The organism is Bacillus sp. FSL K6-1560 (genome assembly GCF_038592935.1).
Classification (GTDB): domain Bacteria; phylum Bacillota; class Bacilli; order Bacillales; family Bacillaceae; genus Bacillus; species Bacillus subtilis.
Genome location: NZ_CP151946.1, coordinates 1622804 through 1649607, shown reverse-complemented (window position 1 = coordinate 1649607; position 26804 = coordinate 1622804). Strand labels below are relative to the sequence as shown.

At 42.1% G+C, this 26804-nt stretch carries 30 protein-coding genes and 1 pseudogene; 8 read left to right on the top strand and 23 right to left on the bottom strand.

Going from position 1 to position 26804, the window contains the following annotated elements; genetic code table 11:
• Window positions 1–10: 10 nt before the first annotated feature.
• From NYE22_RS08925 to NYE22_RS08885, 9 genes and pseudogenes are all read right to left on the bottom strand, one after another.
• Entirely contained in the window at window positions 11–1927 is a 1917-nt protein-coding gene (locus tag NYE22_RS08925; protein WP_003230133.1) for an LTA synthase family protein, read from the bottom strand.
• Between the two features lie 115 nt (window positions 1928–2042).
• Window positions 2043–3008, bottom strand: coding sequence for a glucose kinase GlcK (gene glcK, locus NYE22_RS08920; protein ID WP_046160589.1), 966 nt, complete (start codon window positions 3006–3008; stop codon window positions 2043–2045).
• 10 nt (window positions 3009–3018) lie between these two features.
• Entirely contained in the window at window positions 3019–3234 is a 216-nt protein-coding gene (locus NYE22_RS08915) for a YqgQ family protein (RefSeq protein WP_077671435.1), read from the bottom strand.
• A 109-nt stretch (window positions 3235–3343) separates the two neighbouring features.
• A pseudogene (gene yqgP / locus NYE22_RS08910) lies at window positions 3344–4867 on the bottom strand (rhomboid protease YqgP).
• A gap of 89 nt (window positions 4868–4956) precedes the next feature.
• Window positions 4957–5130: a hypothetical protein gene (locus NYE22_RS08905; RefSeq protein WP_342412455.1), complete on the bottom strand. Its 174-nt coding sequence runs from the start codon at window positions 5128–5130 to the stop codon at window positions 4957–4959.
• A 66-nt stretch (window positions 5131–5196) separates the two neighbouring features.
• Window positions 5197–5760: a 5-formyltetrahydrofolate cyclo-ligase gene (locus NYE22_RS08900; protein ID WP_342412454.1), complete on the bottom strand. Its 564-nt coding sequence runs from the start codon at window positions 5758–5760 to the stop codon at window positions 5197–5199.
• An 84-nt stretch (window positions 5761–5844) separates the two neighbouring features.
• Window positions 5845–5994: a 50S ribosomal protein L33 gene (rpmG, locus tag NYE22_RS08895; RefSeq protein WP_003153056.1), complete on the bottom strand. Its 150-nt coding sequence runs from the start codon at window positions 5992–5994 to the stop codon at window positions 5845–5847.
• An 83-nt stretch (window positions 5995–6077) separates the two neighbouring features.
• Window positions 6078–7157 (bottom strand): glycosyltransferase family 4 protein, encoded by a 1080-nt coding sequence (locus NYE22_RS08890; RefSeq protein ID WP_342412453.1) that lies wholly within the window; start codon window positions 7155–7157, stop codon window positions 6078–6080.
• Window positions 7154–7624, bottom strand: coding sequence for a hypothetical protein (locus tag NYE22_RS08885; protein WP_342412452.1), 471 nt, complete (start codon window positions 7622–7624; stop codon window positions 7154–7156). Before NYE22_RS08885 ends, NYE22_RS08890 begins: the two co-directional genes overlap by 4 nt.
• A 180-nt stretch (window positions 7625–7804) precedes the next feature.
• On the opposite strand from NYE22_RS08885, the gene NYE22_RS08880 reads away from it, so the two are divergent.
• Together NYE22_RS08880 and NYE22_RS08875 are read left to right on the top strand one after the other, a co-directional pair.
• Complete coding sequence (locus NYE22_RS08880) at window positions 7805–8158, top strand: hypothetical protein (RefSeq protein ID WP_014477348.1); 354 nt, start codon at window positions 7805–7807, stop codon at window positions 8156–8158.
• Window positions 8155–8619 (top strand): endolytic transglycosylase MltG, encoded by a 465-nt coding sequence (locus NYE22_RS08875; RefSeq protein WP_015251702.1) that lies wholly within the window; start codon window positions 8155–8157, stop codon window positions 8617–8619. Before NYE22_RS08880 ends, NYE22_RS08875 begins: the two co-directional genes overlap by 4 nt.
• 27 nt (window positions 8620–8646) lie before the next feature.
• On the opposite strand, the gene pstB (NYE22_RS08870) is transcribed toward NYE22_RS08875, so the two are convergent.
• The 9 genes from pstB (NYE22_RS08870) to NYE22_RS08830 form a co-directional block, all read right to left on the bottom strand.
• On the bottom strand, window positions 8647–9429 hold the full coding sequence (gene pstB / locus NYE22_RS08870) for a phosphate ABC transporter ATP-binding protein PstB (protein ID WP_014480273.1): 783 nt from the start codon (window positions 9427–9429) through the stop codon (window positions 8647–8649).
• 10 nt (window positions 9430–9439) lie between these two features.
• Entirely contained in the window at window positions 9440–10249 is an 810-nt protein-coding gene (gene pstB, locus NYE22_RS08865) for a phosphate ABC transporter ATP-binding protein PstB (protein ID WP_015384102.1), read from the bottom strand.
• A 20-nt stretch (window positions 10250–10269) separates the two neighbouring features.
• Entirely contained in the window at window positions 10270–11154 is an 885-nt protein-coding gene (gene pstA, locus NYE22_RS08860) for a phosphate ABC transporter permease PstA (RefSeq protein WP_003230103.1), read from the bottom strand.
• Window positions 11154–12083 carry a phosphate ABC transporter permease subunit PstC gene (pstC, locus tag NYE22_RS08855; RefSeq protein ID WP_014477352.1) on the bottom strand — a complete coding sequence of 310 codons (930 nt, stop codon included), beginning with the start codon at window positions 12081–12083 and terminating at the stop codon, window positions 11154–11156. Before pstC ends, pstA begins: the two co-directional genes overlap by 1 nt.
• Before the next feature lie 68 nt (window positions 12084–12151).
• Complete coding sequence (locus tag NYE22_RS08850) at window positions 12152–13054, bottom strand: phosphate ABC transporter substrate-binding protein (RefSeq protein WP_014480275.1); 903 nt, start codon at window positions 13052–13054, stop codon at window positions 12152–12154.
• A 154-nt stretch (window positions 13055–13208) separates the two neighbouring features.
• Complete coding sequence (gene pbpA / locus NYE22_RS08845) at window positions 13209–15359, bottom strand: penicillin-binding protein 2A (RefSeq protein WP_014477354.1); 2151 nt, start codon at window positions 15357–15359, stop codon at window positions 13209–13211.
• A 113-nt stretch (window positions 15360–15472) separates the two neighbouring features.
• Complete coding sequence (locus NYE22_RS08840; protein WP_003230095.1) at window positions 15473–16765, bottom strand: MFS transporter; 1293 nt, start codon at window positions 16763–16765, stop codon at window positions 15473–15475.
• A gap of 106 nt (window positions 16766–16871) precedes the next feature.
• A complete protein-coding gene (gene sodA / locus NYE22_RS08835) occupies window positions 16872–17480 on the bottom strand; it encodes a superoxide dismutase SodA (protein ID WP_004398583.1) in 609 nt (202 codons plus the stop codon).
• A 178-nt stretch (window positions 17481–17658) separates the two neighbouring features.
• On the bottom strand, window positions 17659–18141 hold the full coding sequence (locus NYE22_RS08830; protein ID WP_004398518.1) for a DUF456 domain-containing protein: 483 nt from the start codon (window positions 18139–18141) through the stop codon (window positions 17659–17661).
• A 108-nt stretch (window positions 18142–18249) separates the two neighbouring features.
• On the opposite strand from NYE22_RS08830, the gene NYE22_RS08825 reads away from it, so the two are divergent.
• From NYE22_RS08825 to ispG, 3 genes are all read left to right on the top strand, one after another.
• Window positions 18250–19011 carry a DUF1189 domain-containing protein gene (locus NYE22_RS08825; protein WP_015384107.1) on the top strand — a complete coding sequence of 254 codons (762 nt, stop codon included), beginning with the start codon at window positions 18250–18252 and terminating at the stop codon, window positions 19009–19011.
• Between the two features lie 94 nt (window positions 19012–19105).
• The gene (locus NYE22_RS08820) at window positions 19106–19405 is read left to right on the top strand and encodes a LysM domain-containing protein (RefSeq protein ID WP_021480041.1); all 300 of its coding nucleotides are present in this window, start codon (window positions 19106–19108) and stop codon (window positions 19403–19405) included.
• Window positions 19406–19527: 122 nt separating this feature from the next.
• Entirely contained in the window at window positions 19528–20661 is a 1134-nt protein-coding gene (ispG, locus tag NYE22_RS08815; RefSeq protein ID WP_010886567.1) for a flavodoxin-dependent (E)-4-hydroxy-3-methylbut-2-enyl-diphosphate synthase, read from the top strand.
• Between the two features lie 25 nt (window positions 20662–20686).
• Here the strand turns inward: ispG and NYE22_RS08810 are convergent, their stop codons facing one another.
• Window positions 20687–21076, bottom strand: coding sequence for a DUF308 domain-containing protein (locus NYE22_RS08810; protein WP_010886568.1), 390 nt, complete (start codon window positions 21074–21076; stop codon window positions 20687–20689).
• A gap of 132 nt (window positions 21077–21208) precedes the next feature.
• Here NYE22_RS08810 and NYE22_RS08805 point away from each other — a divergent pair, with 132 nt between their 5' ends.
• Window positions 21209–21790, top strand: a complete 582-nt coding sequence (locus NYE22_RS08805; protein WP_003246215.1) for a nucleotidase — start codon at window positions 21209–21211, stop codon at window positions 21788–21790.
• A gap of 42 nt (window positions 21791–21832) precedes the next feature.
• Here NYE22_RS08805 and zur read toward each other — a convergent pair whose 3' ends face one another.
• Both zur and NYE22_RS08795 read right to left on the bottom strand, forming a co-directional pair.
• A complete protein-coding gene (gene zur, locus NYE22_RS08800) occupies window positions 21833–22270 on the bottom strand; it encodes a zinc uptake transcriptional repressor Zur (RefSeq protein ID WP_004398578.1) in 438 nt (145 codons plus the stop codon).
• 137 nt (window positions 22271–22407) lie between these two features.
• Complete coding sequence (locus tag NYE22_RS08795) at window positions 22408–23289, bottom strand: YitT family protein (RefSeq protein ID WP_161621670.1); 882 nt, start codon at window positions 23287–23289, stop codon at window positions 22408–22410.
• Between the two features lie 115 nt (window positions 23290–23404).
• Here NYE22_RS08795 and NYE22_RS08790 point away from each other — a divergent pair, with 115 nt between their 5' ends.
• Window positions 23405–23659, top strand: coding sequence for a DUF2624 domain-containing protein (locus tag NYE22_RS08790; protein WP_003230076.1), 255 nt, complete (start codon window positions 23405–23407; stop codon window positions 23657–23659).
• A gap of 26 nt (window positions 23660–23685) precedes the next feature.
• Here NYE22_RS08790 and NYE22_RS08785 read toward each other — a convergent pair whose 3' ends face one another.
• Window positions 23686–24579, bottom strand: coding sequence for a deoxyribonuclease IV (locus NYE22_RS08785; RefSeq protein WP_009967756.1), 894 nt, complete (start codon window positions 24577–24579; stop codon window positions 23686–23688).
• Window positions 24580–24588: 9 nt separating this feature from the next.
• Window positions 24589–25905, bottom strand: a complete 1317-nt coding sequence (gene cshB, locus NYE22_RS08780) for a DEAD-box ATP-dependent RNA helicase CshB (RefSeq protein ID WP_021480044.1) — start codon at window positions 25903–25905, stop codon at window positions 24589–24591.
• Between the two features lie 168 nt (window positions 25906–26073).
• Here cshB and NYE22_RS08775 point away from each other — a divergent pair, with 168 nt between their 5' ends.
• A complete protein-coding gene (locus tag NYE22_RS08775) occupies window positions 26074–26802 on the top strand; it encodes a YqfQ family protein (RefSeq protein WP_213419114.1) in 729 nt (242 codons plus the stop codon).
• The last annotated feature ends 2 nt before the right edge of the window (window positions 26803–26804 follow it).

The window sequence follows — 26804 nt, the reverse complement described above, 5'->3', positions numbered from 1 at the left end:
GACATTGTGATTACGATGCCTGATCAAGCATTTGTTTTTCTTTCCGTTTTGACGAATTATCCAGCCTTTTCTGGTCATAAAATCGCAACAAATCCCCATAAATGATTTCATCAGAAAGTGATAGCTCCTGTTTTGCTTTATCAGCAAATGCTTCACATTGTTTTGTCTCTTCTAACGGTTTTCCCGTCTCTTTGTCATAACACGCACCGTCTGTATAAACAACCTGATCTGTGATAAAGCTCCCGTCCCGGAGCACCGTAAAGTCCAGTTTTTCGTCTGAAAGCAGATCGTTGCCGAATTGAATTTGATCTTTCGTATCAATCCCTAAAAGATTCATCAGCGTCGGCCTGATATCAATCTGCCCGCCTACTGTTTCAATGGTTTGCGGCTTTTTATCAGTAATACCCGGAATATGAATGACCAGCGGCACTTTTTGGAGCTGCACCTCTTCAAATGGGGTTATTTCTTTTCCTAAAAACTGCCCCATCGCTTCATTATGGTTTTCTGATATACCATAATGGTCACCATATAATACAATAACAGAGTTGTCGTATAATCCGTCTTCCTTCAGCTTTTCGATAAACCGTTTTAGCGCCTCATCCTGATAACGCACTGTCGGAAAATATTTATTTAGCGTCTGGCTGCTTGAATCATATTCATCAATCAATTGATCCTCTTCATCAAGATCAAACGGGAAGTGGTTCGTCAGTGTAATCAGCCTCGAGTAAAACGGCTGAGGCAGATTTTTCATCAGCTCTGAAGACTGCTCAAAAAATTCTTTATCCTTCAGTCCCCAGCCGACTGAATTTTCGTCAGTTACATCATACGAGTTAATATCAAAAAACGAATCATATCCAAATGAGTCGTACATTAAATCACGATTCCAAAAGCTCTTATTATTAGCGTGGAGCACCGCTGAATAGTATCCGCTGTTTTTCAAAATTTCAGGAGCGGCCATATATTGATTGCCCGCATTCGTAAAAAACACGGCACCTCGTCCAAGCGGATACAGTGAATTGTCCACGATAAATTCAGAATCCGAGGTTTTCCCCTGACCTGTTTGGTGGTAAACATTATTAAAGTTGTAACTCTGTTTTATAAAGTCATTCAGAAAAGGCGTGATTTCTTCTCCATTCAATTTTTCATTAATCACGAAGCTTTGCGTCGACTCTAAGGATACGAGAATGACGTTCCTTCCTTTTGCAGCGCCGAATAAGCGTTTGTTGGCATCCTTCGCATTAGCGGTTACGTAGTTTTCAATCTCCGTCAGGCTGTTGCTGTCTGCCAACGCTCTCTGTGCGGATTGCTTTGACTGAAGAACGCCATCGTAAATATGAAAATTAAACAGGCTAATGTTTTTAACAAGCATTTCTCTGTCAAATGAGCGTGTCAATAGCTGAGGTCTTTCCGCCTCAGACAAGCCCAGGTTGAAGAAATAAACAGAAGCAACGAACAAAAAATAAGCCGCCCGTTCATTTTTCGTTGAGGGAATGTCCGATTGAAAAGCTTTTTGCCGGATGTGAAGCCATATTAAAACCGCAATATCTACAGCTAATAGGAGGTCTGTCGGCTCAAGAAGTGTTCCGATGCTGCTTCCGAGATCACCCATATTGCTCGTTTGAAAAAGAACAGGGATTGTTAAGAAATCATTGTAAAAACGGTAAAAAACCATATTTGCCAGCAATACAAACGTGACAAGACAGCTCATCGCGATAATATAGCGATTTCTGTTTTTGCCTTTTAAAAACAGGCTGAGGCCAAAAATAAGCAACAAAAAACTCAATGGGTTGATAAACAGAATAAATTCCTGTGTTAGATTGTCGATTTTAATATGAAAACTGGTTTTGTAAACAGCATACGTTTTCAGCCACATCAATAAAATGGCAATCAGCATAAATGAAATCTTCGAAAAAAACGTTTTTCGCATTTCAACCTCCTATGCAGCACGCTCAAAAAATCAGTCTATTCCCAACATTCTCATTAACACATCAAATTAAATCTTAACCTGAGCACAACAAAAAATCAATTTGATTTACACAATTTTAACAATTTTGATGTTTCAGCCATTCATTTTTAGCGATCCAAGCGCCTCCGATAACGCCGGCATCATTTCCAAGTGCTGCGATTGAAATATCAGCAGCTTGGGCAGCCCGTGGAAACGCGCATTTGCGGAATGTTTTCTCAACTTTTGATCTCAGCAGTTCTCCGGCTCTCGATACGCCGCCGCCAAGAACGATTTTGGATGGATTAAGCGAGCTTGCCAAATTTCCGAGCACCAAACCAAGGTGCTTGGCTACATAATCAACCACCTCAAGGGCAATTTCATCATTTTCACCCGCCGCTTCAAACACATCCCGCGCTGACAATTGTTCGGTTGCTTGTAAACGTGTCGTCTTTTTAGCATTTGCTATTTTTTCTTTTGCAATTCTTACAATTCCGGTTGCTGACGCAATTGTTTCGATACAGCCCGTTTTGCCGCAGTTGCAGGGCGCTCCGCCTTCAGGGATGCTGCAAATATGGCCGATTTCTCCGCCGGCGCCATTTATGCCATGTACAATTTCACCATTTGCAATGATACCGCCGCCAACTCCTGTGCCAAGCGTCACGAGAATGACGTCTTTTGCGCCATCACCCGCTCCCTTCCACATTTCCCCCAGCGCAGCAATATTCGCGTCATTTTCTATAACAGCTGGGATGCCGGTTTCTGTCTCCAGATGGTTTTTCAAAGCATAATTTTTCCACCCTAGATTTACTGTTTCATAAACAACTCCTGACGCCATATCTACAGGGCCTGGTGCACCCATTCCGATGTATTTGATGATGTGCTTCGGTTTTTGCAGCTCATCCAGCTTGCTGTCGATTGTTTTTGCAATTGTGACAGTAATCGTGTCGCCGGTTTTATCAGTCGGAACTTCCCACTTATGCTGAATTTCACCATATTGATTAATAAAAGCGAGTTTAATCGTCGTTCCTCCCAGGTCAATGCCCGCAAACCATATCTCGTCCATTTTTATCACCTTAGCCTTTATAGAAATCTCTTCCGTTTTTTGTTTGTTCCAATTCTTTTCGAAGGACAGCTGCCGCTCTGGCCCACTGCTCCTTTTCAATCATGTGGTTCATGTATAATTCCTTTAATTCATCCAGCATAAACTCAATTTCAAGCTCTCTGTCTCCAAAATAAACAATGTGGCCAAACCTTTTTAACAGCTGTTGCACATCATAAAATGTATTCATTTTCCTCACCATTTCTTGAACTTAACTATCATAAGCGTATTCATATGAAAGCGGTCAGTCAAGAAGAAAACGCTGACAAAAAAACCAGCCTCCTTTCCATATTCCACCTTTATGATTCTTTATTGTTTTCAATTTGTTGCTGCAGCTCCTTGTAGCGCTGCTCCTTCGGCTCCAATTTTAAAGCCAGCCTGATGGCCTTTTCTGCTTGTGCAAGCTCATTTTTTTCCGCATACAATAAGGCTAAATTGTAATAGGAAGCATGGTCTTTAGGTTCTTTTTTCACTGCTCGTTCCAAAAGGGAAACCGCCTGATCATATTCGCCGATTTGAATATCAGATACAGCAAGAATTTTCAAAAGATCGGCAGAGGCATCTTTTTGCTCTGCTTCTCCGTTCAGCAATTCTGTTACTTCTTCATACTTTCCTTCCTGATACAACTCGCTTGCCTGCTGAATCAGCGCTGACTACTGGTGTGAAGGCGAATGCAATCCGTAATATAAAAAACCGGCAGCCAAAGCAATCAGCAAAACCGCTGACAACACTCTTTTTCCAAAGGCTCTGGCTTTGGGCAACCCCAATGCCGCTGCAGCGAAAAAGCCGCCAATCAAGCCGCCGATATGTCCTGAATTATCAATATTTGAAACTGCAAAACCAAAGCCCAGATTGATGATAATAATGACAATAATATTGGTTCCTATGGTTCTTAAAAACATTTTTCGATTAGATAAAGCAACATACAGTAATGCACCTAAGCATCCGAATATGGCTCCTGATGCCCCTGCCGAAGGATACGGGCTGAACACAAAACTCGCAATCGAACCCGTAATGCCAGCAGCCAGATAAATCAGCAAAAATCTCCCCGATCCATACATCCGCTCAACCGCTGTACCAACCGACCATAAAGCCAGCGTATTAAAAGCTAAATGCGCAATGCCGATGTGAAGCACGATCGGTGTCAGAAGCCGCCACCATTCTCCTTGTGCAATCAGGCTGTTTTCTTTTGCTCCAAAAGCGACCAGCGTCTCCGTATTTGTGCTGCCCCCGTTTATTTCGAGCAAGAAAAACATTAGGATCTGAAGCGCAATAAATAAATATGTAAAAATCGGTTTTCCATTTTGAAAAACCGCCGCTTCAGTTTTTCTCTGTTCTTCTTGTTTCAGCACTAGCGAAAGGAAGCGTTCTCGCGCCATTTGCGCGTCTTCAAACGAAATGTGTTCCTCTGTACAATCTTCTGTACGAAATGATGGAAAAACCGCTTGAAGATCATCTCGAAGCATCGCTCCTCTAACGATTGCCGGCTCAACTGACACAGTTCCCTTCTCAAAAGTTTTTTTTGCAATCTCTTCCCAGTCATCAACAGGGGCTTCCGTTGAAAAAAACACATTCAGCAGCTTCATCCTTCGTCTGCCCAATTGATGTCTGACTCGTTCTACTCGTTCGGCCTGCTCTTCGATGTCTCTAACCATTTCTTGACGGAAATCAAGATCGTGCTTATAAAGACGAACTAGATCATGAGAGGACTTGTCCGGAGCTTCCAGCCATATCTCATCTGACTCACCGGCTTGTATGACGCCATACCCGCTATTCACCAGGTGCGCCGCAATTTTCCAATATGTATACTCCAGCAAAAACATGTTTACCGCTCCAATAGTTTTTTTTCATTATAACAGTTGGCGCTCCGAAACGCCTACTGAAAGCAAAAAATCCCGTTTTTCACGGGATTTTAGAAAGCTTGCTGTATAAACTTATTGCGGATAAATGGAATTCTTAAAAACAAATGGATAAAAGACCGCCTGATTCCTGGCTGGCTGAGTACAGTATTCATAAGACGGTAGCGATTTGAATAAAACATGACGGCAGAAACCGCGAAAATGGCATAAATCAAAAGTTTTTTCATGATATCCCTCCTGCCAATAGGGTTTGTTATTCTGCCTTATTTATTCTCGAATAAGGGACAGGAAAGTTATGAAAAACAAGAAATAATCCGATCCTCTGTTATCAGCTTATGTACCGGGATGTCATGCGGCAGACTGGGTACGTGCGCATACAACTGGCACTCCAAAAGCAATGAGACTGTCTTCCCTTCATATTCACTTAAATAGCGATCATAATAGCCGCCTCCAAAGCCGACCCTAAACCCGTCAACATCAAAACAAACACCTGGAACGATCATCAAGTCAATTTGTGATGGGTTTACTACTTTTGTTTTTTCAATTACCGGCTCGAGCAGTCCGGCGTACACGGTTTCGAGCTGACCATCAGTCTGATATGTGCGAAATTGCATTTTCTTCGTGTCCGGATGGCATTTTGGGATGCAAACTTGTTTTCCTTCTTCCCAAGCCTGCTCAATGACAGGACGCGTCGGTATCTCTAATCCTCTGGAAATAGTGACGGCAATGGTGCCGGCATTTTGCCACTCCGGCAGAGAAAACAAGTACTTATACATACGTTCCGTTTTTTGAAGAATATCTTCATTTGATAAAGCAGACAGTGCCTCCAGCGTCTTTTTTCTTAATTGTGATTTCATCTCTCATCCCCCTCGGAATAGAAAAAAAGCCAGAACCTTTTTCAAAGCTCTGGCTTTTTTCTTACACCTCAAACAGCAAGGCTGTTATTTTGTTTCACGGTGTAACGTAGATTTTTTATCACGTGGGCAATATTTTTTAAATTCAACGCGGTCTGGATTGTTGCGTTTGTTCTTTTTAGAAATATAGTTACGCTCACCACATTCAGTGCAAGCCAAAGTAATATTAACGCGCATTATTTTCCCTCCAAACTAAAATCATTTACTTATTCAGACTTATATATAATACCACTATAATGGACGGAATGCTAGGCTGTTTTTCAATGAATTGCTGAATTATTGAAGATACGCTCATAAAGCTGCAAATATGATGACATAATGAGTCGGGGGTGGTGGAGCTTGAACACTTGTTGTCTGCCAGCTTCTTTTATCCGGCGGGCTTTTTCCCGGTCTTTTAAAAAACTGTCCAGCAGATCAGCCGCTTCCTGTACGAGCGTAAAATCAACGATGACTGCCGTTTTGTCATGAACGGCATAGTCACAAAAACCACCCGACTGAGAAACGACAGTCAGCACACCTTGTTCCATGCTTTCTTGCGCGGCAAGCCCAAACGGTTCATAAGAACTAGGGAAAACAGCCATTTCACAGTGAGACAGTAACGTTCTGATGTCTTTCCTATTGAGAAACGGCAGGAACATGACGCGATCCTTCAGGTTATATGCCGCAGCCAATTTCTCATAGCAGGACAGAGACGGCCCCTCCCCAGCCAGCACAAGATAGAGGTCAGGCTGATGCTGCTTCAAGATGGCAAACACCTTTAACAGCTGCGAAAATCCTTTTTCCGGAACAAACCTTCCATATGAAAAGAGGAATCTTCTATTCATGCTTCTTGGGATTTTCCCCTTCTCTTCCTCCATCGATACAGGGCTCGGGATAACGGTTATTTTTTTATGTGCCGCCTTATTAAGAGACCGCTTCATAAATGTGCTTAATACGACCAAAGCATCAGCCGATTCTATAAGGAGCCGTTCGGTCATGAGCCTGTATGGGTGTGGGGCTTCTCGGCACACCTTCTTCCTTTCGCTTTCAAGGCCGTGGATTGTCGCAGCAAGCGGAAGGCCAAGCCGTTGTTTCAAATACTGGGCGGCAGGGGCTGTTGTGTCATCATGGGCATGAATCAGATCAAAGCGTTTATTGTGTGATAACACATGGCGAACCATTGTAAAGTTAGCATCAGCTATGTAATCTTCAAACTTCGCATACGAAAACAGCTGCCCGCTCGGAGTACAAACTGTAATGTTGATATGAGGGTTTAAATAGGAAATGAGGCGGTTTAAATGGACACCGAGCCCGCTTTTCGGCTCATCGGGATGTTCGGGTGAAAGCATGAGAATGTTCACCGTTCTTTTTCCCCTCTCCCATAACAGGTGTATGCAGAAAATTGCGCCTCCCAACTGGTGTGCGCTTCTTCAATCTGAAAACTGTTTATATGACGAATCCCATTTTCATCAAGATAGATGTCGTCTGTACCGGCAAGCTTGAGAGAGACATTCATTGAATTCACAATTCTGTATTCAGCCCGATATACAGCATCACCAGCCGCCTGTCTAATCGTCCATTCGCCTTTATCATACGTTGTGCGTTTTGTCCTGACAGCTTCAATGTCTTTTCTTTTGATGACAATGCGCAATTCTTTTATCATATCCTGCGTTTTTTCGAAAAGGAGCGCTTCAGCCAGCCGCATTGTTTCTTCTGAGATTTCCCAGCTTACGGTCAGGGTGTGAGCGTTTTGAATGATCATGTCGAATGTGTCTCTAAAAAAGGCAAGCTTATGTCGTATATTATAGGGAAATGGGTGTTTATCCATGGACTCCTAACATTTCTCCTTTCCAATCGTTCACTTCGTGTTCCTATTAAACCATTACATAAAGAAGAAGCAAAGAAAGATTTCTCGACAAAATCTCGTTTTTTTCGCGAATTCCTTTAGAAACTATTGGTTTTATGGTATAAAAAAGAAGGATAAAAAAAGAATAGAAGGTGATGAAACGTGGAAATTGCTATTATTGCGTTGTTTATCGTCAGTATAGCGCTAATTGCATTCTCATATTCTCAAAGAGACCCGATGAAAGATGTAGAACAGGAACTCGAAACACTGCAGCTTTCTGCGATGCAGGAAATTTACAAGCTCAAAAAGAAAATGACAGTGCTTGAGGAAGAATTACTGGAAACTAACCTTGTCATTCGCAAATCAAAGCAGAGCGACATCAATCAAAAAATCGCTAAACAAATACTTTCTAAATATAATAACGGTATGTCAGCTGAAGCGATTGCTAAAGCTGAGCATGTATCAGTGGAAGACGTGAATACGATTATCAAAGATAATGAGAAGGTGCTCGTATGACAAAACGGGGCATTCAGGCATTTGCTGGTGGCATCATTTTAGCGACAGCCGTTCTTGCAGCTGTTTTTTATCTGACTGACGAAGACCAGGTCGCTGCTGTAAAAGATAATAAAACAGTAACTGAACAAGACGTGAACAATTACCTTGATTCTAAAAAAATGGTTTCTGTGAACCGTGATGAATATCAAAAACTTCTTGATTCAAAAGAGAAATCGTTGACCGATGATAGCAGCTCAGACACGAAAACAGACAAAGTCAAAACGTACAAGCTCAAAATTAAAGATGGCATGAGCACTGCGGATGTATCTGCTATTCTTGAAAAAGAGGGCATTATCTCTTCGGCTCAAGACTTTAATGACTATGTCATTGATGCCGGCTATCACAAAGAAATTCGTGCCGGCGAGTTTAAAGTAAAATCAGACATGAGTTTCAAAAAGATCGTAAAAACGTTAACACGATAAAAAACAGGCTGACTCAGCCTGTTTTTTTCATCCAAACTTTCCTGAAATGTAATCGAGCGTTCTTTGGTCCTTCGGGTTAGAGAACATTTTATTCGTATTGTCGCATTCAACAAGCTCGCCCATGTAGAAAAAGGCGGTTTGATCAGAAACCCTTGCTGCCTGCTGCATGTTATGCGTGACAATGACAATTGTATATTTATTTTTCAGCTCTAGAATGAGTTCTTCAATTTTTCTCGTTGAGATTGGATCTAGTGCAGATGTCGGTTCATCCATCAGCAAAATATCAGGATTGGTCGCAAGTGCTCTGGCGATGCAAAGACGCTGCTGCTGGCCCCCTGACAGCGAAAGAGCGGACGTATGCAATCGATCCTTCACCTCATCCCATAACGCCACGTCTTTTAATGACTTTTCCACAATTTCCTGAAGCTTCTTCTTATTTTTGGTGCCGTGGACTCTCGGTCCGTAAGCCACATTATCAAAAATAGATTGCGGAAACGGATTCCCTTTTTGGAATACCATGCCGATATTTTTTCGCAAATCCACGATGTCCACTTTATCCTTTAAAATGTTGCTGCCATTATAGTTCAGCTCACCTGCAAGCTTTACATTCGGCGTCATTTGAATCATTAAATTCAATGTCTTGATAAAGGTCGATTTCCCGCATCCGGATGGTCCGATAATCGCCGTAACCTCATTTTCATAAATGCTCAAATTGATATTTTTTAAAGCATGATGCTGCCCATACCATAAGTTCATTCCATTGACTTGATATACTTCCTGTTTCATTACAGCTTCGGTAGCAATACTCATTGCCGCCCTCCTATCCGAATTTCCCGTTAATATAATCCTCTGTCTTTTGCTTTTTCGGACTCGTGAAAATCTGTTCGGTCTGTCCGTATTCTACAAGCTCGCCGTTTAAAAAGAATGCCGTCCGGTCAGAAACCCGCAGAGCCTGCTGCATATTGTGCGTGACAATAATAATTGAGTATTCTCTTTTCAATCCTGTAATTAATTCCTCTATTTTTGCATTTGAAATCGGATCAAGCGCTGAAGCTGGTTCATCAAGCAGAAGAACAGCCGGCTTCATCGCAAGCGTTCTCGCGATGCATAAACGCTGCTGCTGGCCGCCGGATAACGAGAGTGCGGATGAATGTAAACGATCCTTCACCTCATCCCAGAGCGCTGCTTTTGTTAAACTTTCTTCCACAATTTCATCTAAAACAGCTTTATTCCGCTCTCCGGCATATTTCAATGCATGTGTGATATTCGCATAGATCGATTTCGGAAATGGATTTGGTTTTTGGAAAACCATTCCGATTTCTCTTCTCAAGCTGACAACGTTAATATTGCCGCCCAATATATTTAATCCCTCATAAAGGATTTCACCTTCCGCTCTTGCAGATGGAATTAAATCGTTCATTCGGTTAATATTTCTCAAAAAAGTAGATTTTCCGCATCCCGACGGCCCAATTAAAGCAGTCACCGCATTTTTTTCAATATCCATGTTTACATGATGAACTGCTTGTTTATTTCCGTAAAAAATAGACAGATCTTTGACCTCAAGCACGTGATTCTGCTTCGGAACAATAACAGCTCGCTCAGGTTTTTCTTTTACCATTTGTTCAGACATGTTTTTCGCCTCTTTCCGTTCTAATTTGCCGTAAGCTTTTTGTAGATCATCGTGCCAAGCCATCTCGCTGCGAGATTAAACACAAGAACAGAAATCACCAGCACGGCAGAACCACCGTTGGCAATCGCTTCAGCATCCGGAATCATTCCTTGTGTATTGACGTTCCAAATGTGGACCGCAAGTGTTTCAGCGGGCCTGAAAATATTAAGCGGTGATGTTTCCGAAAACGGGTTCCACTCCGTAAAATTAAGACGCGGTGTTGTCAGGCCTGCCGTAAATAATAATGCGGCCGCTTCCCCGAACACCCTTCCTGACGCTAAAATTGCTCCTGTGATGATAGAAGGAATCGCACTTGGAATTAAAACCGTTTTTACGGTATGCCAGCGTGATACACCTAAAGCGAGAGAGGCTTCCTTCAGATCTTTAGGGACTGAACGGATCGCGTCTTCTGTCACACGCACCATGACAGGAAGGTTAAAAACAGTTAACGCAAGAGCTCCGCCTATGATCGTATATCCCCAGCCTGTTAAGTTGACAAACATCAATAATCCAAACATCCCAATGACAATAGACGGAAGAGATGAAAGCACCTCTATACATGTTCTAATGAAGTCAGTTACTTTGTTATTAGGCGCGTATTCAGCCATGAAGACTCCGCCGCCCACACCGAGCGGGATTGTAATCAGCATTGTAATAAACAAAATATAAAAGGAGTTAAACAGCTGATCTCGTATGCCTCCTCCAGCTGCAATGGCGCTTGATTTTGTTGTAATAAATTGAAAACTGAGCTGAGAAACACCGTTTATAATAATATAGGAAAACAAACCTACTAAAATGGCAGCGATAATGGCTGCACACAAACCAAACATTCCGGTCGCCAGTTTATCTGTTATTTTGCGGTTCATTACACTTTCCTCCTAGATGACAAGTAGCGAATAAGCAGGATGAACAAGAATGACATCACCAGAAGCACAAGCCCCATTGACCACAGCGTATTGTTTTCAACACTTCCGTATGTGGTGTGGCCCATATTCAGCGTGATGATCGTTGTCAGCGTTCCCGCAGTGTCAAACAGGCTTTCCGGCAATACTCTTGTATTTCCAATGACCATCTGAACAGCCAAAGCTTCACCGAACGCCCGAGCCATGCCTAACACAACAGCTGTCATCAATGTTGGAAAAGCTGCAGGCACAAGTACTTTTCTGATCGTCTGCCATCTTGTCGCACCAAGCGCGTAAGAACCCTCTCGTAAACTCTTCGGAAGAGAAGCCATTGCATCAGCAGAAATCGAGGTGATCGTCGGGAGAATCATGACGGAAAGGACAATCGTTCCCGCCAATAAACTGTGCCCTGTTCCGCTCGATTTGAACTGGGCGATAAACGGCACCAATACTGTAAGACCTATGAATCCATAAACAACAGATGGAATACCGACTAAAAGCTCAATCACCGGCTGCAGCACTTTCTTTCCCCAATTCGGGGCAATCTCTGTCATAAAAATCGCACCTGCAATGCCAAGCGGCGCAGCGATTAGAGCAGAAAGAATCGTTACTGCAAATGAGCCAAAAATAAATGGCAGCACTCCGTATTTCGGATCACTATCTGTAGGATTCCAATTTAAGCTCGTTAAGAATTCAATTGGGCTTACACCATTTACAAGAAAAGATTGCAGCCCCTTCACGCCGAGGAAAATGGTGATTGCAACAGATGCCGCAATCATAATCAGCGCACATGCTGTCACAATCATTCTTCCCCGAACTTCATCCAATTGCCGATTTTGCCTTGAGCTGATTAAACGCTCGCTCACAGACATATTTTCTCTATTGTTTATCATTGTTTTACACTCCTATGAATGTGTTAAGAGGAGAAACGGTTGTCCCCGCACTCCTCTTTTTATTAAGATCAGCTTTGCTTCCCGTTGGCATCGCGTGTCACTTTCATATCAGTAACCGGAATGTAGCCTTGGTCAGTAACAATGCTTTTTTGAATGTCTTCACTCTTTAGATAATCAAGAAATTCTTTAGCTAAACCTGTCGCTTCACCTTTTGTATAAGAATGCTGATAAGCCCAGATCGGATACTCGCCAGTTGCTACATTTTTCGCTTCAGGTTTAACACCGTCAATAGATAGAGCAGTTACTTTGTCATCTGTTAAATATGAGAATGCAAGATATCCAATCGCTCCCGGAGTATCAGCAATGATTTTTTTCACCGTGTTGGAGGAATCTTCAGTAATGCCTTCTGCAGGTTCTTCTCCGTCAAGCGCATATTTCACAAATGTAGCACGTGTGCCAGAAGAATCAGGACGGTTTACAAGTGTAATCTTTTGGTCTTTGCCGCCGAGCTCTTTCCAGTTTTTAATTTTGCCAGTGAAGATTTTTTTCAATTCATCTTTTGAAATATCCTTCACACCAGCATCAGGGTTTACAGCTGCTGCCATACCAACTACAGCGACTTGATGATCGACAAGCGCTTTTGCATCGATGCCTTCTTTTTCTTCTGCAAAAACGTCTGAATTCCCGATCTGAACAGCTCCTTCAGAGACTTGAGAAAGCCCTGTTCCAGAACCGCCAGCTTGTACCTGTATATCAGCATCAGGGTTTTCTTCCATAAATTTTTCCGCGGCTGCAAGTACTAGTGGCTGCATTGCCGATGAACCAGAAATGGTTAAAGAACCTGATGCCTTTTCTTCTCCTTTTGCAGAATCGCTATTCGATTTTTTACTTTCTCCTGCATTTCCGCATGCAGCTGCAATCATCATAAATGCAGCCATCAGAAGCATAAGCACCAATTTGTTTTTTTTCATTTCCTGAATTCCCCCTGCGTATAATGTGTAATTTGTCCTACACGTATAGAGTAAAGGTTCTATGTAAAAAGGGTTTGAACCGAATGTTAAGGTTTTGTAAATCAGTGCGTTTTTTTGTATAAAAAAAACGCCCACATCATGTGAGCGTTTCTTTTTAGTTATCAGAAGACGTTGTGTTTTCTGCATTTTCTTCAATTTTGTCTTTATTCTTTTGCTGAGTATCTTCTTTGTCCTGCTTCGATTTCAGCTCAAAATATTTATCCATTACTTCCCTGCCGATTTCGTTTGTAATGGTATATTTAGCGCTGTAATCAATATAAGCCCAAGGGACTACTACAGAGATCGCAATCTCAGGATTATCAGCCGGTGCATAGGCAACAAGTGTCGTATTATAAGTCGATGTTCCTGTTTTTGATTTATCAGGTCCATCATAGAACGATTGTGCTGTTCCTGTTTTACCGGCAGGCTGATATGACGCTGAAGCAAATTGGCTGGCAGCTGTCCCTTTTGTCATCACCCGTCTGAATCCGGCCTGAACCTCTTTAATATATTCACTCTTCATGTCGATTTTATTCAGCACTTCCGGCTGAACGGATTGTACGACAGCACCGATTCCTTTTTCAGGATTAGGATCCCTGACTTCTTTCACAAGCTGAGGTTTTAAGCGATACCCGCCGTTTGCAATCGTTGATACGTATTGCGCCAGTTCCAGCGGTGTATATGTGTCGTATTGGCCGATTGCATAGTCAAGCAAGAATCCCGTCAATCTGTCTGTTCCTTTATAGCCTGTCATTTCATTCGGAAGATCAATTCCAGTTTTGACACCTAATCCAAATTGGCTGAAATAATTACGGAACGTATCAAAGGCCGTCGTATCAATCGGTAAAGCTTGGTGCGGTTTATATTCACCTTTTCCGAGCGCGATCGCTGTTTTAAACATAAATACGTTAGAAGACTGCTCTAAGGCTCTTTGAATATTGACCGGTCCTAAGTTAGTCCATGACTTTTTACCGCGTTTATCCTGACCAATATATAAAGGTTCATCTTGAAAAACAGTATTCAGATTGATAGCTCCGGTTTGAAGGCCTGTCAAGACTGTTGCGCCTTTGACTGCTGAACCCATGGCGTAAGATGACGTCATTGTACCTAAAGCGTAATCATCAATTTTATATTTCCCATTTTCTTGTTTAATCTGCTTGCCCGCCATTGAAAGCACTTCACCATTTCTTGGGTCCATCATGACAACGAATGCCCGGTCTAACAATTGAGTGCTTGGTCTTGCTTTAGCAGATTTGAGGTTCTTCTCAATGATTTTTTCCACTTCTTTTTGCAAATCAATGTCAATCGTAAGCACGAGATCCTTACCGGCTTTGCCTTCAGATACCGTTTTTGTTCCCGTGACATTGCCGTTTGAATCTGTGATATTTTCGACTTTGGCTTTTTGGCCCTGCAGAAGGCTTTCATATTGGTATTCCAAATAGCTTTTTCCGACCCTGTCATTACGGCTGTAGCCAAGCGACAGATAATGGTCGAGCAAGTTGGACGGCAATCCTTCATTAGAGCTGGACACACTTCCGAGCACTGAGCGAAGAAGGTTTTTATACGGATATTCACGTTCCCAATCGGACGTGACATCAACACCTGGCAGTTCGTCTAAATGTTCACTTACCACTGCCATTTCCTTCGCTGATACATCTTCGTTTTTGATATATTGAGGGGTCAATGCATAGCCCGAATCCATCTGTCTTTTGATAGCGAGGATCTGCATATCTTTATCCGTCAATTCATTCAGCTGCTTATCAGTAATCCGTTTTAGCTGAAGCTGGTATAAATCGTCATCGGATATTTTTTTGTCTTCAACCTGCTGTCTTTCTTTAGAGCTAATGAGCTTTTTCGCTTCTTTCGGTCTAGTCAAAATCCAATAATCTTTTTTATCCCGTTCTGTTACTTTTTTTGTATCGACTTTGATCATGTCAGACAGCTTTTTTGCGATCTTTAAGCGCTGTTCTTGCGTGGTCGATTTAGATCTCGTGTATGTGATTGCATTTAAAGCCTTATTTGTCACAATGGCATTAAAGTTTCGATCATAAATTTTCCCGCGCGGTACCGCTGAGCTGACTTCACTTTGTTCCTGCTTATTCGCTTGGTTTTTGTAATCATCGCCTTGCACGATCTGCTTGATGCCCAGTTCCACAATAATCCAGGTAAATATAACAAAGGCAGCTAAAAATAAAATATTCAGCCGGATCGGAAGCGACTTCTTTTTCTCTTTATGATTTTGCTTTTTTGGTTTATTTCTCCTCATAACATCACCTTTTCTATTTACAGAAAGAAAAGACACTCAAGTAAGAGTGCCAGTTTTCATTTTAAAGGTTTTTTCGACTTTTTTCTACAGATAACCCCTTTTTGGCAAAAAAATTATCTCTCGCCTTTTAACAGGGTCGGTTCTGTTACCCGTTTTTGGCCGTCTTCTTCCATGGTTTCATTTTCCCCTTCTTTCTCCTTAAAACGGATATCCTTGACAAAGTAATAAATCAAAGGATGTCCTATACCCAATATCGCAAGTGACAAAGGAATTCCCACATCCTCTTTCAGAAGGGCCACAATCAGGAGAAAGCACAAAATGGAAACAATTCTGCCGGCATTCAAGAACATTTCTCTAAGCACGATATATTCAATTCTTGCTTTTCTTGCATGCCTCGCGCGCCCTATCACATCATATGTAAGTGATACATATGGCACAAGCAACAGAGGATAGCCGATGGCAATAAAAACGCCGTACGTTAATAATGTCGAAAAGCTCATATGAAACAGAATCAAAAACAGCGCCCCATACAAAATAAGTCCGCCCAGCAAAATCGATTTTTTTCTCGCCTTTTTCTTAATCAGCCTGGATGCAAAGTAGTAGGCAAAGAAGGAAACAGCTGAATTGACAAGACCGAATGTACCGAGAGCAAGTTCGCTGTTTGTCTCAATAAATACAAACACACTGATTAAAAAGACAAAAATCCCTTCTCTCAAACCCTGAAAAAAATGCGCATTCGTGATTCTCCGCCAATTCATATTGCTATGGCGCTCTCCAAATACTTTGCTCAGCATAAAACGGCCCTTTGATTCTCTCCGTTTTAAGAAAAAGCTCATCACGACAGCCAGGGCAAATAAACTGAGGGAGAGACTGAAAATCACTGTATAACCCGTATTATTTTCAAGCCTTGAGATCACGAATCCGGCTACAATCGGGCCGATCATTCCTGCAGAGGAAGACAGAATGCCCATAAACCCGTTGAAAAAGTCTCGTGTATCCGGCTCTGTTATTTCAAAGGTCAGTACGTTAAACGCTAGCCAATAAAAGCCATAGCCAACTCCGAGCACCGCGCCGATTAGCACGAGGCGGCTGGCCGCCGTTTCTCCGGCTAAAAGCACACTTAAATAAAAGGCAGCTAAAAAAATGACGCCGAACCTTAAAATGAATACCCTGTCTATTTTTTTGGCTAACCGTCCAGCCAAATAAAAGGTTATCGGCTGCATTGTCACAATGGATAAATTATATATCGCCAAATCAATAAATTTCCCTGACTGCTTCCAAAGATACACATTAACAAATGTATTGGACAGTGCAATTCCCAGCGAGTAAAGCCCGCCAATGGTCAGCAGAAAGAGTAACCCTTTGTTTACGTCTACATCGCCTATCACTTTTTTTAGTTTGCTCATTACTGACTCCCCTTTACTATCCCTTAGTCTGTCTCACTCAAACCGAGATATGTAAAAAGAAGACATAAAAAAACAAGGTCCCATAATGAGGACCTTGTTTGTGCCATTATTTTGCTTCGCTGTATAGACGAGCCACTTCGTCCCAGTTTACAACATTCCAGAAAGCTGAAATGTAATCAGGACGGCGGTTTTGATAGTTAAGGTAGTAAGCATGCTCCCAAACGTCAAGACCTAAGATAGGCGTTTTGCCTTCTGAAAGCGGAGAATCTTGGTTTGGCGTGCTTGTGATTTCAAGTTTACCGTTGTTCACAACAAGCCATGCCCAGCCAGAACCGAAGCGTCCAGCTGCTGCTGCTGCGAATTGCTCTTTGAATTTGTCAAAGCTTCCAAATACACTGTTGATCTCTTCAGCAAGCGCGCCAGTCGGTTCGCCTCCGCCGTTTGGAGATAAAAGTGTCCAGAATAATTTGTGGTTTGCGTGTCCGCCGCCGTTGTTGCGGACTGCAGTGCGGATGTTTTCAGGAACAGAATCAAGATCTGCAACAAGCTCTTCAACTGATTTGTTGGCAAGAGCAGTGTTTCCTTCAACCGCTTTGTTTAAATTTGTAACGTATGTGTTGTGGTGTTTCGTATGGTGAATAGTCATAGTTTCCTTGTCGATATGCGGTTCTAAAGCATCGTACGCATAAGGTAATTCTGGAAGTTCGTAAGCCATGATAATTCCTCCTTAGTATATATGTACTGAAATGCCGCTTCACAGCGAGCCTTTCTTCATTCAATGTAACAAAAGAATGCTTTGTAATCAATGAAAAAGCTCACGATTTGGCTCATTTCAGCGGACATATTTCACTTTAACCGATAATCTGCCCCATTAAACCTGCCGCCAGCATTTCTTATAGGACCGTCCATAAAAAGTATCCGATCATCAAAAGCTGTATGATGCCCTTTGCAATAACCCCTGTTAAAAAACCAATGAGTGAGCCGAGACCAATTTTAAACGCTGACTTTAAGTCCTTCTGATGGACGATAAGTTCTGCGCAAACAGCCCCGATAAACGGCCCCAATATGATCCCTGCAACCGGAATGACAAAAGGCCCGATTAATAAACCGATCGTGCTTCCCCATATGGCAGCTTTGCTTCCTCCGAACCTTTTTACTCCAAGCAGATTCGACACGTAATCTGCTGCGAATAATACTGCGGCAAAAACTGCCTCAACAAGCCAGAACATATAAGAATACGGACTGAATGAAAATAAAAATCCGTACAATACAAATCCGGCAACAATAAATACTACGCTCGGAATAACAGGATACACCAGCCCGATAAAGGCAATGATAAAAACCGCTGCAATCAACAGCCAATACAACATATCCATAGCTTCCATCCTCCCATTTTACTCTGCTTCTTCATGTCTTCCTTGTATTCACACGCATGCAACGATACAATAAGCAACATATATTAGTTTAGCTAGGAAGTGAAGATAGTGAATGTGTTTCAGCTTTTCATTAAAAGTACATACTCTCCCCGTGATATTGCAAAAACAAGATTTCAAGGAATCGGAAAAGCGATTCTTTATGTATTTTTGCTCTCTGTCCTGTTTGCAATCCCTACCGCTTATTATGTAAGTACAGGGACCGTAAAATCAATGAACGGCTTTAAAACTGTTTTAAACAAAGATTTCCCTGATTTCACAATTTCAAACGGCAAACTTCAAACGGATGAGAAAAAAGCCACGGAATCTCAAGCAAATGGTTTCGTTATCGTGTTCGATCCGACAGACTCCTATGGCACTGAACAAATTGAAGCAAAGCAAAACGCGATCGGCATCCTTCAGAACAAATTTGTTTTGGCCATTGACGGACAGGCCCAAGAAATGTCTTACTCAATGATGCCGTCAGAGTTACAGAAAAAAGATGTCATTGCAGGGTTAAACCAAAATAAAGCGATGATTGTAACTGTTCTCTCAGCTCTTATTTTTCTCGTAACAGCAGCGGGAAAATTTATTGAAGTATCGTTTTTAGCGCTTATCGGGTTAATCATTAAGAATTCGCAGAAAAAACATTTATCCTATCATCAGCTCTGGAAGCTTTCTGCTTATTCCATCACCCTTTCAACTGTATTCTTTACAATCATGCGGGCACTAGAAGCAACCGTACCAAGTGAATTTTTACTGAACTGGTTTGTCAATTTTGTCATCCTGTTTCTCGTTTTAAAAGAGATTCCGTCCAAAAAAGCTGCTGTATAAACCGAGGCTGCATTCGCAGTCTCTTTTCTTTTGTCATGAATCGAAATGGACAAGCATACTATGATATAAAATTTCGTATGCGGGAGGAAAAGCGATGAAGCGTCTCACCTTAGTATGCAGCATTGTTTTTATACTTTTTATTCTTTTTTATGACCTTAAAATTGGAACAATACCCATTCAGGACCTCCCTGTCTATGAAGCATCAGCAAAAACGGCTGCACAAGAACCGGCTTATAAAACGGTGAAGGTAAAGCCGGGTGATACGGTTATGTCGATAGTCGGATCAGCAGGTTCTCCGGATGACATTGTAAAGGATTTTGAAGCACTGAATCCAAATGTGAAAGCCAATGACATTCAAGCGGGAACAGCGTATAAATTCCCGGTCTACCCTTAATTTAACGTTAATTTCTTGTCAGTTCGGCGAAGACACTGTTACAATGTAATTTGTAAAATAAATTCACATAAACCATACTAGAATTGTTATATCTAGAAGCGGCAACTACAATTAAGGAGCGATTGCAAGTGAGTGAAATCACACATCGTACAAAAACGCGTCCCGTCAAAGTGGGACCTTTAACAATAGGCGGCAACAATGAAGTTGTCATCCAAAGCATGACAACAACAAAAACACATGATGTAGAAGCAACGGTTGCGGAAATTAACCGTTTGGCTGAAGCCGGATGCCAAATCGTTCGGGTAGCATGTCCGGATGAACGGGCAGCAAACGCCATTGCGGATATTAAAAAGCGCATTTCCATTCCTCTCGTTGTTGACATACATTTCGATTATAAACTTGCGTTGAAAGCCATTGAAGGCGGCGCAGATAAAATCCGAATCAACCCCGGCAACATCGGCCGGCGCGAAAAAGTTGAAGCGGTTGTTAAAGCGGCCAAAGACAAAGGCATTCCGATCAGAATCGGAGTAAACGCCGGTTCATTGGAAAAACGTATTTTAGAAAAATACGGTTATCCGACTGCCGATGGAATGGTAGAAAGCGCACTTCATCACATTAAAATTCTTGAGGATCTTGATTTTCACGATATTATTGTCAGCATGAAGGCCTCTGACGTGAACCTTGCAATCGAGGCTTATGAAAAAGCGGCGAAAGCGTTTGACTACCCGCTTCACCTCGGGATCACCGAGTCAGGAACGCTGTTTGCCGGCACAGTAAAGAGCGCAGCAGGACTCGGCGCCATTTTAAGCAAAGGCATCGGGAACACCATGCGCATTTCACTAAGCGCAGACCCTGTAGAAGAGGTAAAAGTAGCAAGGGAGCTTCTGAAATCTTTCGGCTTAGCCTCCAATGCTGCCACGCTCATCTCATGTCCGACTTGCGGCCGTATTGAGATTGATCTAATCAGCATTGCCAATGAAGTGGAAGAGTATATTTCTAAGATAAAAGCGCCGATTAAAGTTGCTGTTCTCGGCTGCGCTGTAAACGGACCTGGTGAAGCGAGAGAAGCTGATATCGGAATCGCCGGCGCACGCGGTGAAGGACTGCTGTTCCGGAAAGGGAAAATTGTCCGTAAGGTTCCAGAGGAAACGATGGTAGAAGAACTTAAAAAAGAAATTGACATTCTTGCTGAGGAACACTACGCAAAACTTGAAGCTGAAAAAGCAAAATTAAAAGAAGAAACACAAAAAGCTTGACGGGAACCCGTCAAGCTTTTTTGTGTTAGAAAAATGGAATAATAAATATTCCAAGCACTAATGAAACGACACCGATACCCATTGCCCAGGCTCCAAGGCCTTGAGCACCTCTTCTTCTTGCGATATAGCCGACAATAATACCGGCAGCTCCCAATAAAACAGGCAGTACAAACAATGAAATGATGGACAAGGCTAAAGCGATGTACCCTATTCCCCGTCCTTCATTGACATTGCCGCCGCTGCGATCATTGTCTTGGTCATTGCTGCGGTCAGCAGCACGATAAGGCTCTGCGATTTCAGCAGCTGTTTCCTCAAAAAAACCGTCATTGTCGCGGGTAATATTTGTTCCTTCAGATCCATGATCAACATAGTAACTGTTGTTATCACGCTTTTCGTAATCGTTTGCCACCTTCAATTCCCCCTTCTGTTTTATTAAAGGAGCTTTTATAGTTTGATCCATTTTGCCTGATTCATGTTTGCTAAACTTTTCTGTTAATGTCAATTGTTTATGTTACACTTGAAGGGATGAAACTGAAGGAGTGTGGGCATGTTACGCTTAGGAATAGATATTGACGGCACAATCACGGCTCAGGATACATTCGTCCCTTATTTGAACCGTTCGTTTAATCTTTCCATTTCATTAAACGATATGACGGATTATGATTTAACAAAGCTGTTAAACATTACCCAGGAAGAATTTTGGGATTGGATGAATCAAAATGAAGCGATCATATATAAGGAAGCATTGCTTGCACAGCATGCGAAACAGTCACTTGATCTTCTCAAAGAGGAGCACAAGCTTATTTATATTACAGCGAGACGGACTCATTTAACTGATATTACCTATGAATGGTTTGACAGACAAAACATTCATTATGACCACATCGAACTCGTTGGCGGTCATCACAAAGTTGAAGCGGTCAAGAATCATAACATCGACCTGTTTTTTGAGGATCATCACGGGAACGCCATGATGATTGCGAAAGAAGCCGGGATACCGGTGATTTTGTTCAATTCCCCTTATAATCAGCTTCCGATTGATTCAAACATCATCAGAGTAAACAACTGGCTAGAAGCCGTTCAATGGATGAACAACAACAAGCATCACTTAATACGCGTCAATAACTGAAAAAGGAGCCCAAACCGGGCCCCTTTTTCATATATACGCATTTTACGCAGTAGTGTTTTCTTGGTTTTCCGCTGTACAATCAGGGCATGTGCCATAAATCTCAAATTTATGCCCGCTGACCTGATAGCCATCCAAATCATCACAAAGCTTGTCCATCGGACATGATTCAATTTCCTTTGTTTTGCCGCAGGCAAGACAAATAAAATGATGGTGGTGATGGGTGAATGAACACTTAAATCGGAAGAGCTTTTCACCGGACAGCTCAGTTGTTTCCAAAATCCCAAGTTCTTCATATAAAGAAAGATTTCTGTAGATTGTATCAAAGCTTAAGCCTGGATAATCATCATTCAGTGCAGACAGTACGTTTTTAGCGGTAAGATATCTGTCTGAATCAGCAAAAAGCTGCAGCATATCCTCCCGTTTGTTTGTATATTTATATCCGTTTTCTTTTAGTAGGTTCAGCGCTTCTTGTACGTTCATGAAGGGTCCCCCTTTTCGCTTTGCTTAAGAACGTATCACATGTATGAAAAAGAAAATGGCAGCTGTCTGTCCAGCAAGCCATTTTCTTTACTGCAGATAAAATTATACCCATAAAATGAATAAAAGTAAATGAAAGCCTAGTGGATTGCGTTTTTGAATTTTCCGCCTCTCGTTTCATGAGTATTCATAATTGTTATGAATGCATTTTGATCAACTTCAAACACGATCGATTTGAGCTTTGTCACTTCCAGCCTTGTGACAACCGCGTAAATTACGTCTTTTTCTTCGTCCGTATATCCGCCTTTCCCCTTCAGCTTCGTTGTGCCCCGACCGAGACGGTGCAAAATCGCGTCGGAAATCTCATCATACTGCTCAGACACAATAATGACAGCTTTTGTTTCATCAAGCCCTTGGATCACGGCATCAATCGTTTTCATCGCAATATAATAAGTCATGAATGAGTACATCGCTTGCTCAGGACCGAACACAAAAACTGCCCAAATGAAAATGAACACATTGATGAACATAACGAACTCACCTACTGAAAACGGGAGTTTTTTGGTCAGCAAAATACCGAGAATTTCTGTACCATCCATTGAACCTCCGTTTCGAATAACAAGCCCGACGCCAAAGCCGAGTAAAAGACCTCCGAACACAGTAGCCAAAATAGGCTGGGTTGTAATGGCTTCTACATTGTGAAGTGAGGATTCAATAACGGCAAGCCCGACAATCCCTATAAACGTAGAGACTAGAAAGGTCTTACCGATATATTTATATCCGAAGATCATAAAAGGAATATTTAATATGACAACGAAAAAAGCGAAATTCAGAAAGGGGTTTGACATAAAGAGGTGGTCTAAAATAAGTGATACACCGATAATCCCGCCATCAATAAAATCATTGGGGATTAAAAATAATTCAATACTTACAGCCGCAGATGCAGCTCCTACCAGAATCATAAAGACCCTGAAAATAAAATGGGTAAATGTTTCTTTCTTATGTTGTTTTGTTGGGGTCATAAAATCTCCTTTCCTGCAATAACTATTTTAAATACATTATAAATCTATTTTACCATTAAACACTGACACATTTTACTGATTTGCCCATACATTAAGTCTGGAGGTGGATTGACCGATGATTTTATTTCAAAGAATTATTTTACAGCGGCTTAATCAGGCTACTGCTGATGATTTGCTGAAGTACTCAAAACAATACGGAATCAGCTTAACAAGATCGCAGGCCGTTGAAGTAGCGAACCTGTTATACGGGAAAAATGTAAACATCTTTAATGAGAGTGAACGAATGCGGCTGCTGAAACAAGTAGAGACGATTACATCGAAAGAAACAGCTCAAACAGTTAATGAACTATTCAAACAATTTACAAGCTAAAAAATGGGGGTGTTATCCCCCATTTTTTATTGCTGTAAAATCTTTTCGAGCAATGTATCATCAAATTGTTTTTCTTTCAGCATTTCAATCTCAAAACGGTATGGCGGTTTTTTGTTCTTTTTATCTTCACCGACATATGGTGTTTCAAGAATTTTTGGAATGTCTTTTAACTGCTCATGGTGAACAACATATTGCAGTGCGTCAAAACCTATTTCACCAAAGCCAATATTTTCATGGCGGTCTTTTCTCGCACCTTTGACATTTTTGCTGTCATTGATATGAAGCACTTTAATACGGTCAATGCCAATGATTTTATCGAACTCATTTAGCACTCCGTCAAAGTCTTCGACAATGTTATATCCGGCATCATGTGTATGGCACGTGTCAAAGCACACTGACAGCTGCTCATTGTGTGTAACGCCTTCGATAATCTGCGCAAGCTCCTCAAAGCTTCTGCCGCATTCTGATCCTTTTCCAGCCATTGTTTCTAATGCAATCTGGACATTTTGATTCGGATCAATCACTTCATTTAAGCCTTCAATAATTTTTTTGATGCCGGCTTCAGCTCCTGCCCCTACGTGAGCGCCAGGATGAAGGACAATTTGCTTCGCTCCGATGGCCGCTGTCCGTTCAATTTCTGAACGAAGAAAATCAACACCCAGCTCAAAAGTGGACGGATTTGTCGTGTTGCCAATATTAATAATATAAGGCGCGTGTACGATAATCTCGTCAATGCCGTTTTCTTGCATATGTGCCCGGCCTGCTTCTATATTTAAGTCTTCAATTTTCTTTCGGCGCGTATTTTGCGGTGCGCCTGTATAGATCATAAACGTATTCGCCCCATAAGAGACTGCTTCCTGGCTTGCAGCCAGAAGCATATGTTTTCCGCTCATAGAGACGTGTGAGCCTATTCTCAGCAACAGGTTCCCCTACTTTCTTTTCTTAGATTGGTTTCTTCTCTGTTTTTTCTTGATTTTCTCCATCTCATAGCTCATTTTCTTTTTATACCCAGGCTTAACCTTCTTCGGCTTTTTCACGAGACGATGAGCAATTTCATCCGCTTCATTCGGCGTTTTTTTACGCTTTTTGCGGCGCTGACGGTCATCGCCTTTTTTCCATTCGCCCTTTTCAAGCTCTAAGTAATCAAATTCGATGCCCATTTTTTCAAGTCTTACTAATGCATCCTCATCAGTAAGCTCATAAATGGTCATCGCTTGTCCTGATGAGCCGGCACGAGCCGTTCTGCCCACACGGTGAACATAGAAATCGAGATCATCCGGCAGCTCATAGTTGATAACATGGCTGACACCTTTAATATCAATACCTCTTGCGGCAAGGTCAGTTGCAATGATATATGTGAATTCCAAATCATTGATCTGCTTCATGACTTTTTTCCGCTCACGTGGTGTTAATCCGCCGTGCAGCAAGCCGATTTTCATGCCTTTGCCAGTCAGATACTGGGCAATATGGTCAGCCGTATTTTTCGTGTTGGCAAACACAATCCCCAGGTATGGATTCAGATGCGACATGATGTCAAAAAGGAGCTTGTCCTTGTCACGATGTTTCGAAGGAATGAGGATATGCTCGATTTTCGCAGCAGTCACCTGTTTTGGCTCCACATGGGCGTATTTCGGATTTTCCATGTATTTCTTCAAGAATGGTTTCAGCTTTTCCGGTATGGTCGCTGAGAACACAAGCATTTGCAGATCCTCAGGCATGCGGGAACCGATGTAATCTACATCTGCAAGAAATCCCATGTCCAGCATTAAATCCGCTTCATCAATAACAAGAGATTCCGCTTTATGAACACTTAACGCCTGTTCTTTGATTAAGTCAGCAATCCGTCCGGGTGTACCGACAACAAGATGCGGCTGTATTTTCAATTTATCAATTGATTTTTGTTTATCAGTGCCTCCGATAAAACATTTCGAGCGAATCTGACTGCCTTCCTCACCCTGCGTGATTTTAAGCGCTTCCTGATAAATCTGGTTGGCTAGCTCTCTTGTCGGAGCCGTAATGACTACCTGAACGACATCCTTAGCAGGATCGATTTTGTTTAATAAAGGCAGTAAATAAGCGTGAGTCTTTCCAGTACCCGTCTGAGACTGGCCGATGACGCTTTCTTTTTTTAACACTGCAGGAATCAGCCTTTTCTGGATATCAGTCGGTTCGTAAAAACCAAGGCGATGTACTGCATCTATAATAAATGGTTTCAATTCATAAAGTTCAAATTTCGTTTCTTTCATTTTTCCCAGCTCCTTAAAGCGGCACATTATGTGTCCATCATCACATTATACCCGATTTTGCTTAAAAACACCACGTTTGCAAGGCGTTTGTTTTATTCAGTTATGTAAAGCAAATACCGCAGCCCATGCATATTCTAATAGCAGAGAGAGCTGAAAGGAGGTACAAGTATGTTTTCACCGCAGCAGCCAATGAGAAATTACCCACAGCCCGGACCGCCCCGCCCCATGCCAAATCAGCGAATGATGGGCAGAAGACCGCCTAATATGCGAGGACCTTCATTTGGAGCACAGCAGCAAGGTTTTCAGCAAGCCGGACAATTTCTTCCTCAGGCAAATGCCGGAGCGAGAAATGGTGCAGGTGCAGGCGGAGGCTTAAAAGGAATGCTGTCAAGATTCCTACCCGGCGGAGGAGGCGCTGGCAGCGCCGGAGTTCCAGGAGCAGGTGCCGCAGCGAGCGGAGGTGCTGGCCTGCAAGGCATTCAAAATATCGCCAATCCTGCATCATTATCCAGTATGCTTGGAAATGTGCAAAAAGTACTCGGCATGGCGCAGCAAGTCACCCCTATGATCCAGCAGTACGGCCCATTAGTCCGAAATCTGCCAGCAATGATGAAGCTGTACAGCCAATTAAGTAAAAGTGATGATACTGAAACAGAGGCCAATGAGGAAAGTGAAAAACAATCCGTTTCAGAAGAATCATCAGAAAAAGAGACTGAAACAAAAACCTCAGATGGGAACAAAAAATCAAAACCAAAAAGTTCTTCTCTCCCAAAAAAATCTAAAACAACTGACAATAAAGAACAAGAATCAAAAACATCTGCCCCGATGAAAAAGGAAGCTGCCTCTCCTGCTCCGAAAAGAACATCAGGCAGTTCAAAACCGAGATTATATATTTAACA

Coding starts and splice junctions, on each gene's coding strand:
- NYE22_RS08925 (WP_003230133.1), bottom strand. CDS start 1,927: ATGCGAAAAACGTTTTTTTCGAAGATTTCATTTATGCTGATTGCCATT.
- glcK (WP_046160589.1), bottom strand. CDS start 3,008: ATGGACGAGATATGGTTTGCGGGCATTGACCTGGGAGGAACGACGATT.
- NYE22_RS08915 (WP_077671435.1), bottom strand. CDS start 3,234: ATGAATACATTTTATGATGTGCAACAGCTGTTAAAAAGGTTTGGCCAC.
- NYE22_RS08905 (WP_342412455.1), bottom strand. CDS start 5,130: ATGAAAAAACTTTTGATTTATGCCATTTTCGCGGTTTCTGCCGTCATG.
- NYE22_RS08900 (WP_342412454.1), bottom strand. CDS start 5,760: ATGAAATCACAATTAAGAAAAAAGACGCTGGAGGCACTGTCTGCTTTA.
- rpmG (WP_003153056.1), bottom strand. CDS start 5,994: ATGCGCGTTAATATTACTTTGGCTTGCACTGAATGTGGTGAGCGTAAC.
- NYE22_RS08885 (WP_342412452.1), bottom strand. CDS start 7,624: ATGGATAAACACCCATTTCCCTATAATATACGACATAAGCTTGCCTTT.
- NYE22_RS08875 (WP_015251702.1), top strand. CDS start 8,155: ATGACAAAACGGGGCATTCAGGCATTTGCTGGTGGCATCATTTTAGCG.
- pstB (WP_014480273.1), bottom strand. CDS start 9,429: ATGAGTATTGCTACCGAAGCTGTAATGAAACAGGAAGTATATCAAGTC.
- pstB (WP_015384102.1), bottom strand. CDS start 10,249: ATGTCTGAACAAATGGTAAAAGAAAAACCTGAGCGAGCTGTTATTGTT.
- pstA (WP_003230103.1), bottom strand. CDS start 11,154: ATGAACCGCAAAATAACAGATAAACTGGCGACCGGAATGTTTGGTTTG.
- pstC (WP_014477352.1), bottom strand. CDS start 12,083: ATGATAAACAATAGAGAAAATATGTCTGTGAGCGAGCGTTTAATCAGC.
- NYE22_RS08850 (WP_014480275.1), bottom strand. CDS start 13,054: ATGAAAAAAAACAAATTGGTGCTTATGCTTCTGATGGCTGCATTTATG.
- pbpA (WP_014477354.1), bottom strand. CDS start 15,359: ATGAGGAGAAATAAACCAAAAAAGCAAAATCATAAAGAGAAAAAGAAG.
- NYE22_RS08840 (WP_003230095.1), bottom strand. CDS start 16,765: ATGAGCAAACTAAAAAAAGTGATAGGCGATGTAGACGTAAACAAAGGG.
- sodA (WP_004398583.1), bottom strand. CDS start 17,480: ATGGCTTACGAACTTCCAGAATTACCTTATGCGTACGATGCTTTAGAA.
- NYE22_RS08830 (WP_004398518.1), bottom strand. CDS start 18,141: ATGGATATGTTGTATTGGCTGTTGATTGCAGCGGTTTTTATCATTGCC.
- NYE22_RS08820 (WP_021480041.1), top strand. CDS start 19,106: ATGAAGCGTCTCACCTTAGTATGCAGCATTGTTTTTATACTTTTTATT.
- NYE22_RS08805 (WP_003246215.1), top strand. CDS start 21,209: ATGTTACGCTTAGGAATAGATATTGACGGCACAATCACGGCTCAGGAT.
- zur (WP_004398578.1), bottom strand. CDS start 22,270: ATGAACGTACAAGAAGCGCTGAACCTACTAAAAGAAAACGGATATAAA.
- NYE22_RS08795 (WP_161621670.1), bottom strand. CDS start 23,289: ATGACCCCAACAAAACAACATAAGAAAGAAACATTTACCCATTTTATT.
- NYE22_RS08790 (WP_003230076.1), top strand. CDS start 23,405: ATGATTTTATTTCAAAGAATTATTTTACAGCGGCTTAATCAGGCTACT.
- cshB (WP_021480044.1), bottom strand. CDS start 25,905: ATGAAAGAAACGAAATTTGAACTTTATGAATTGAAACCATTTATTATA.
- NYE22_RS08775 (WP_213419114.1), top strand. CDS start 26,074: ATGTTTTCACCGCAGCAGCCAATGAGAAATTACCCACAGCCCGGACCG.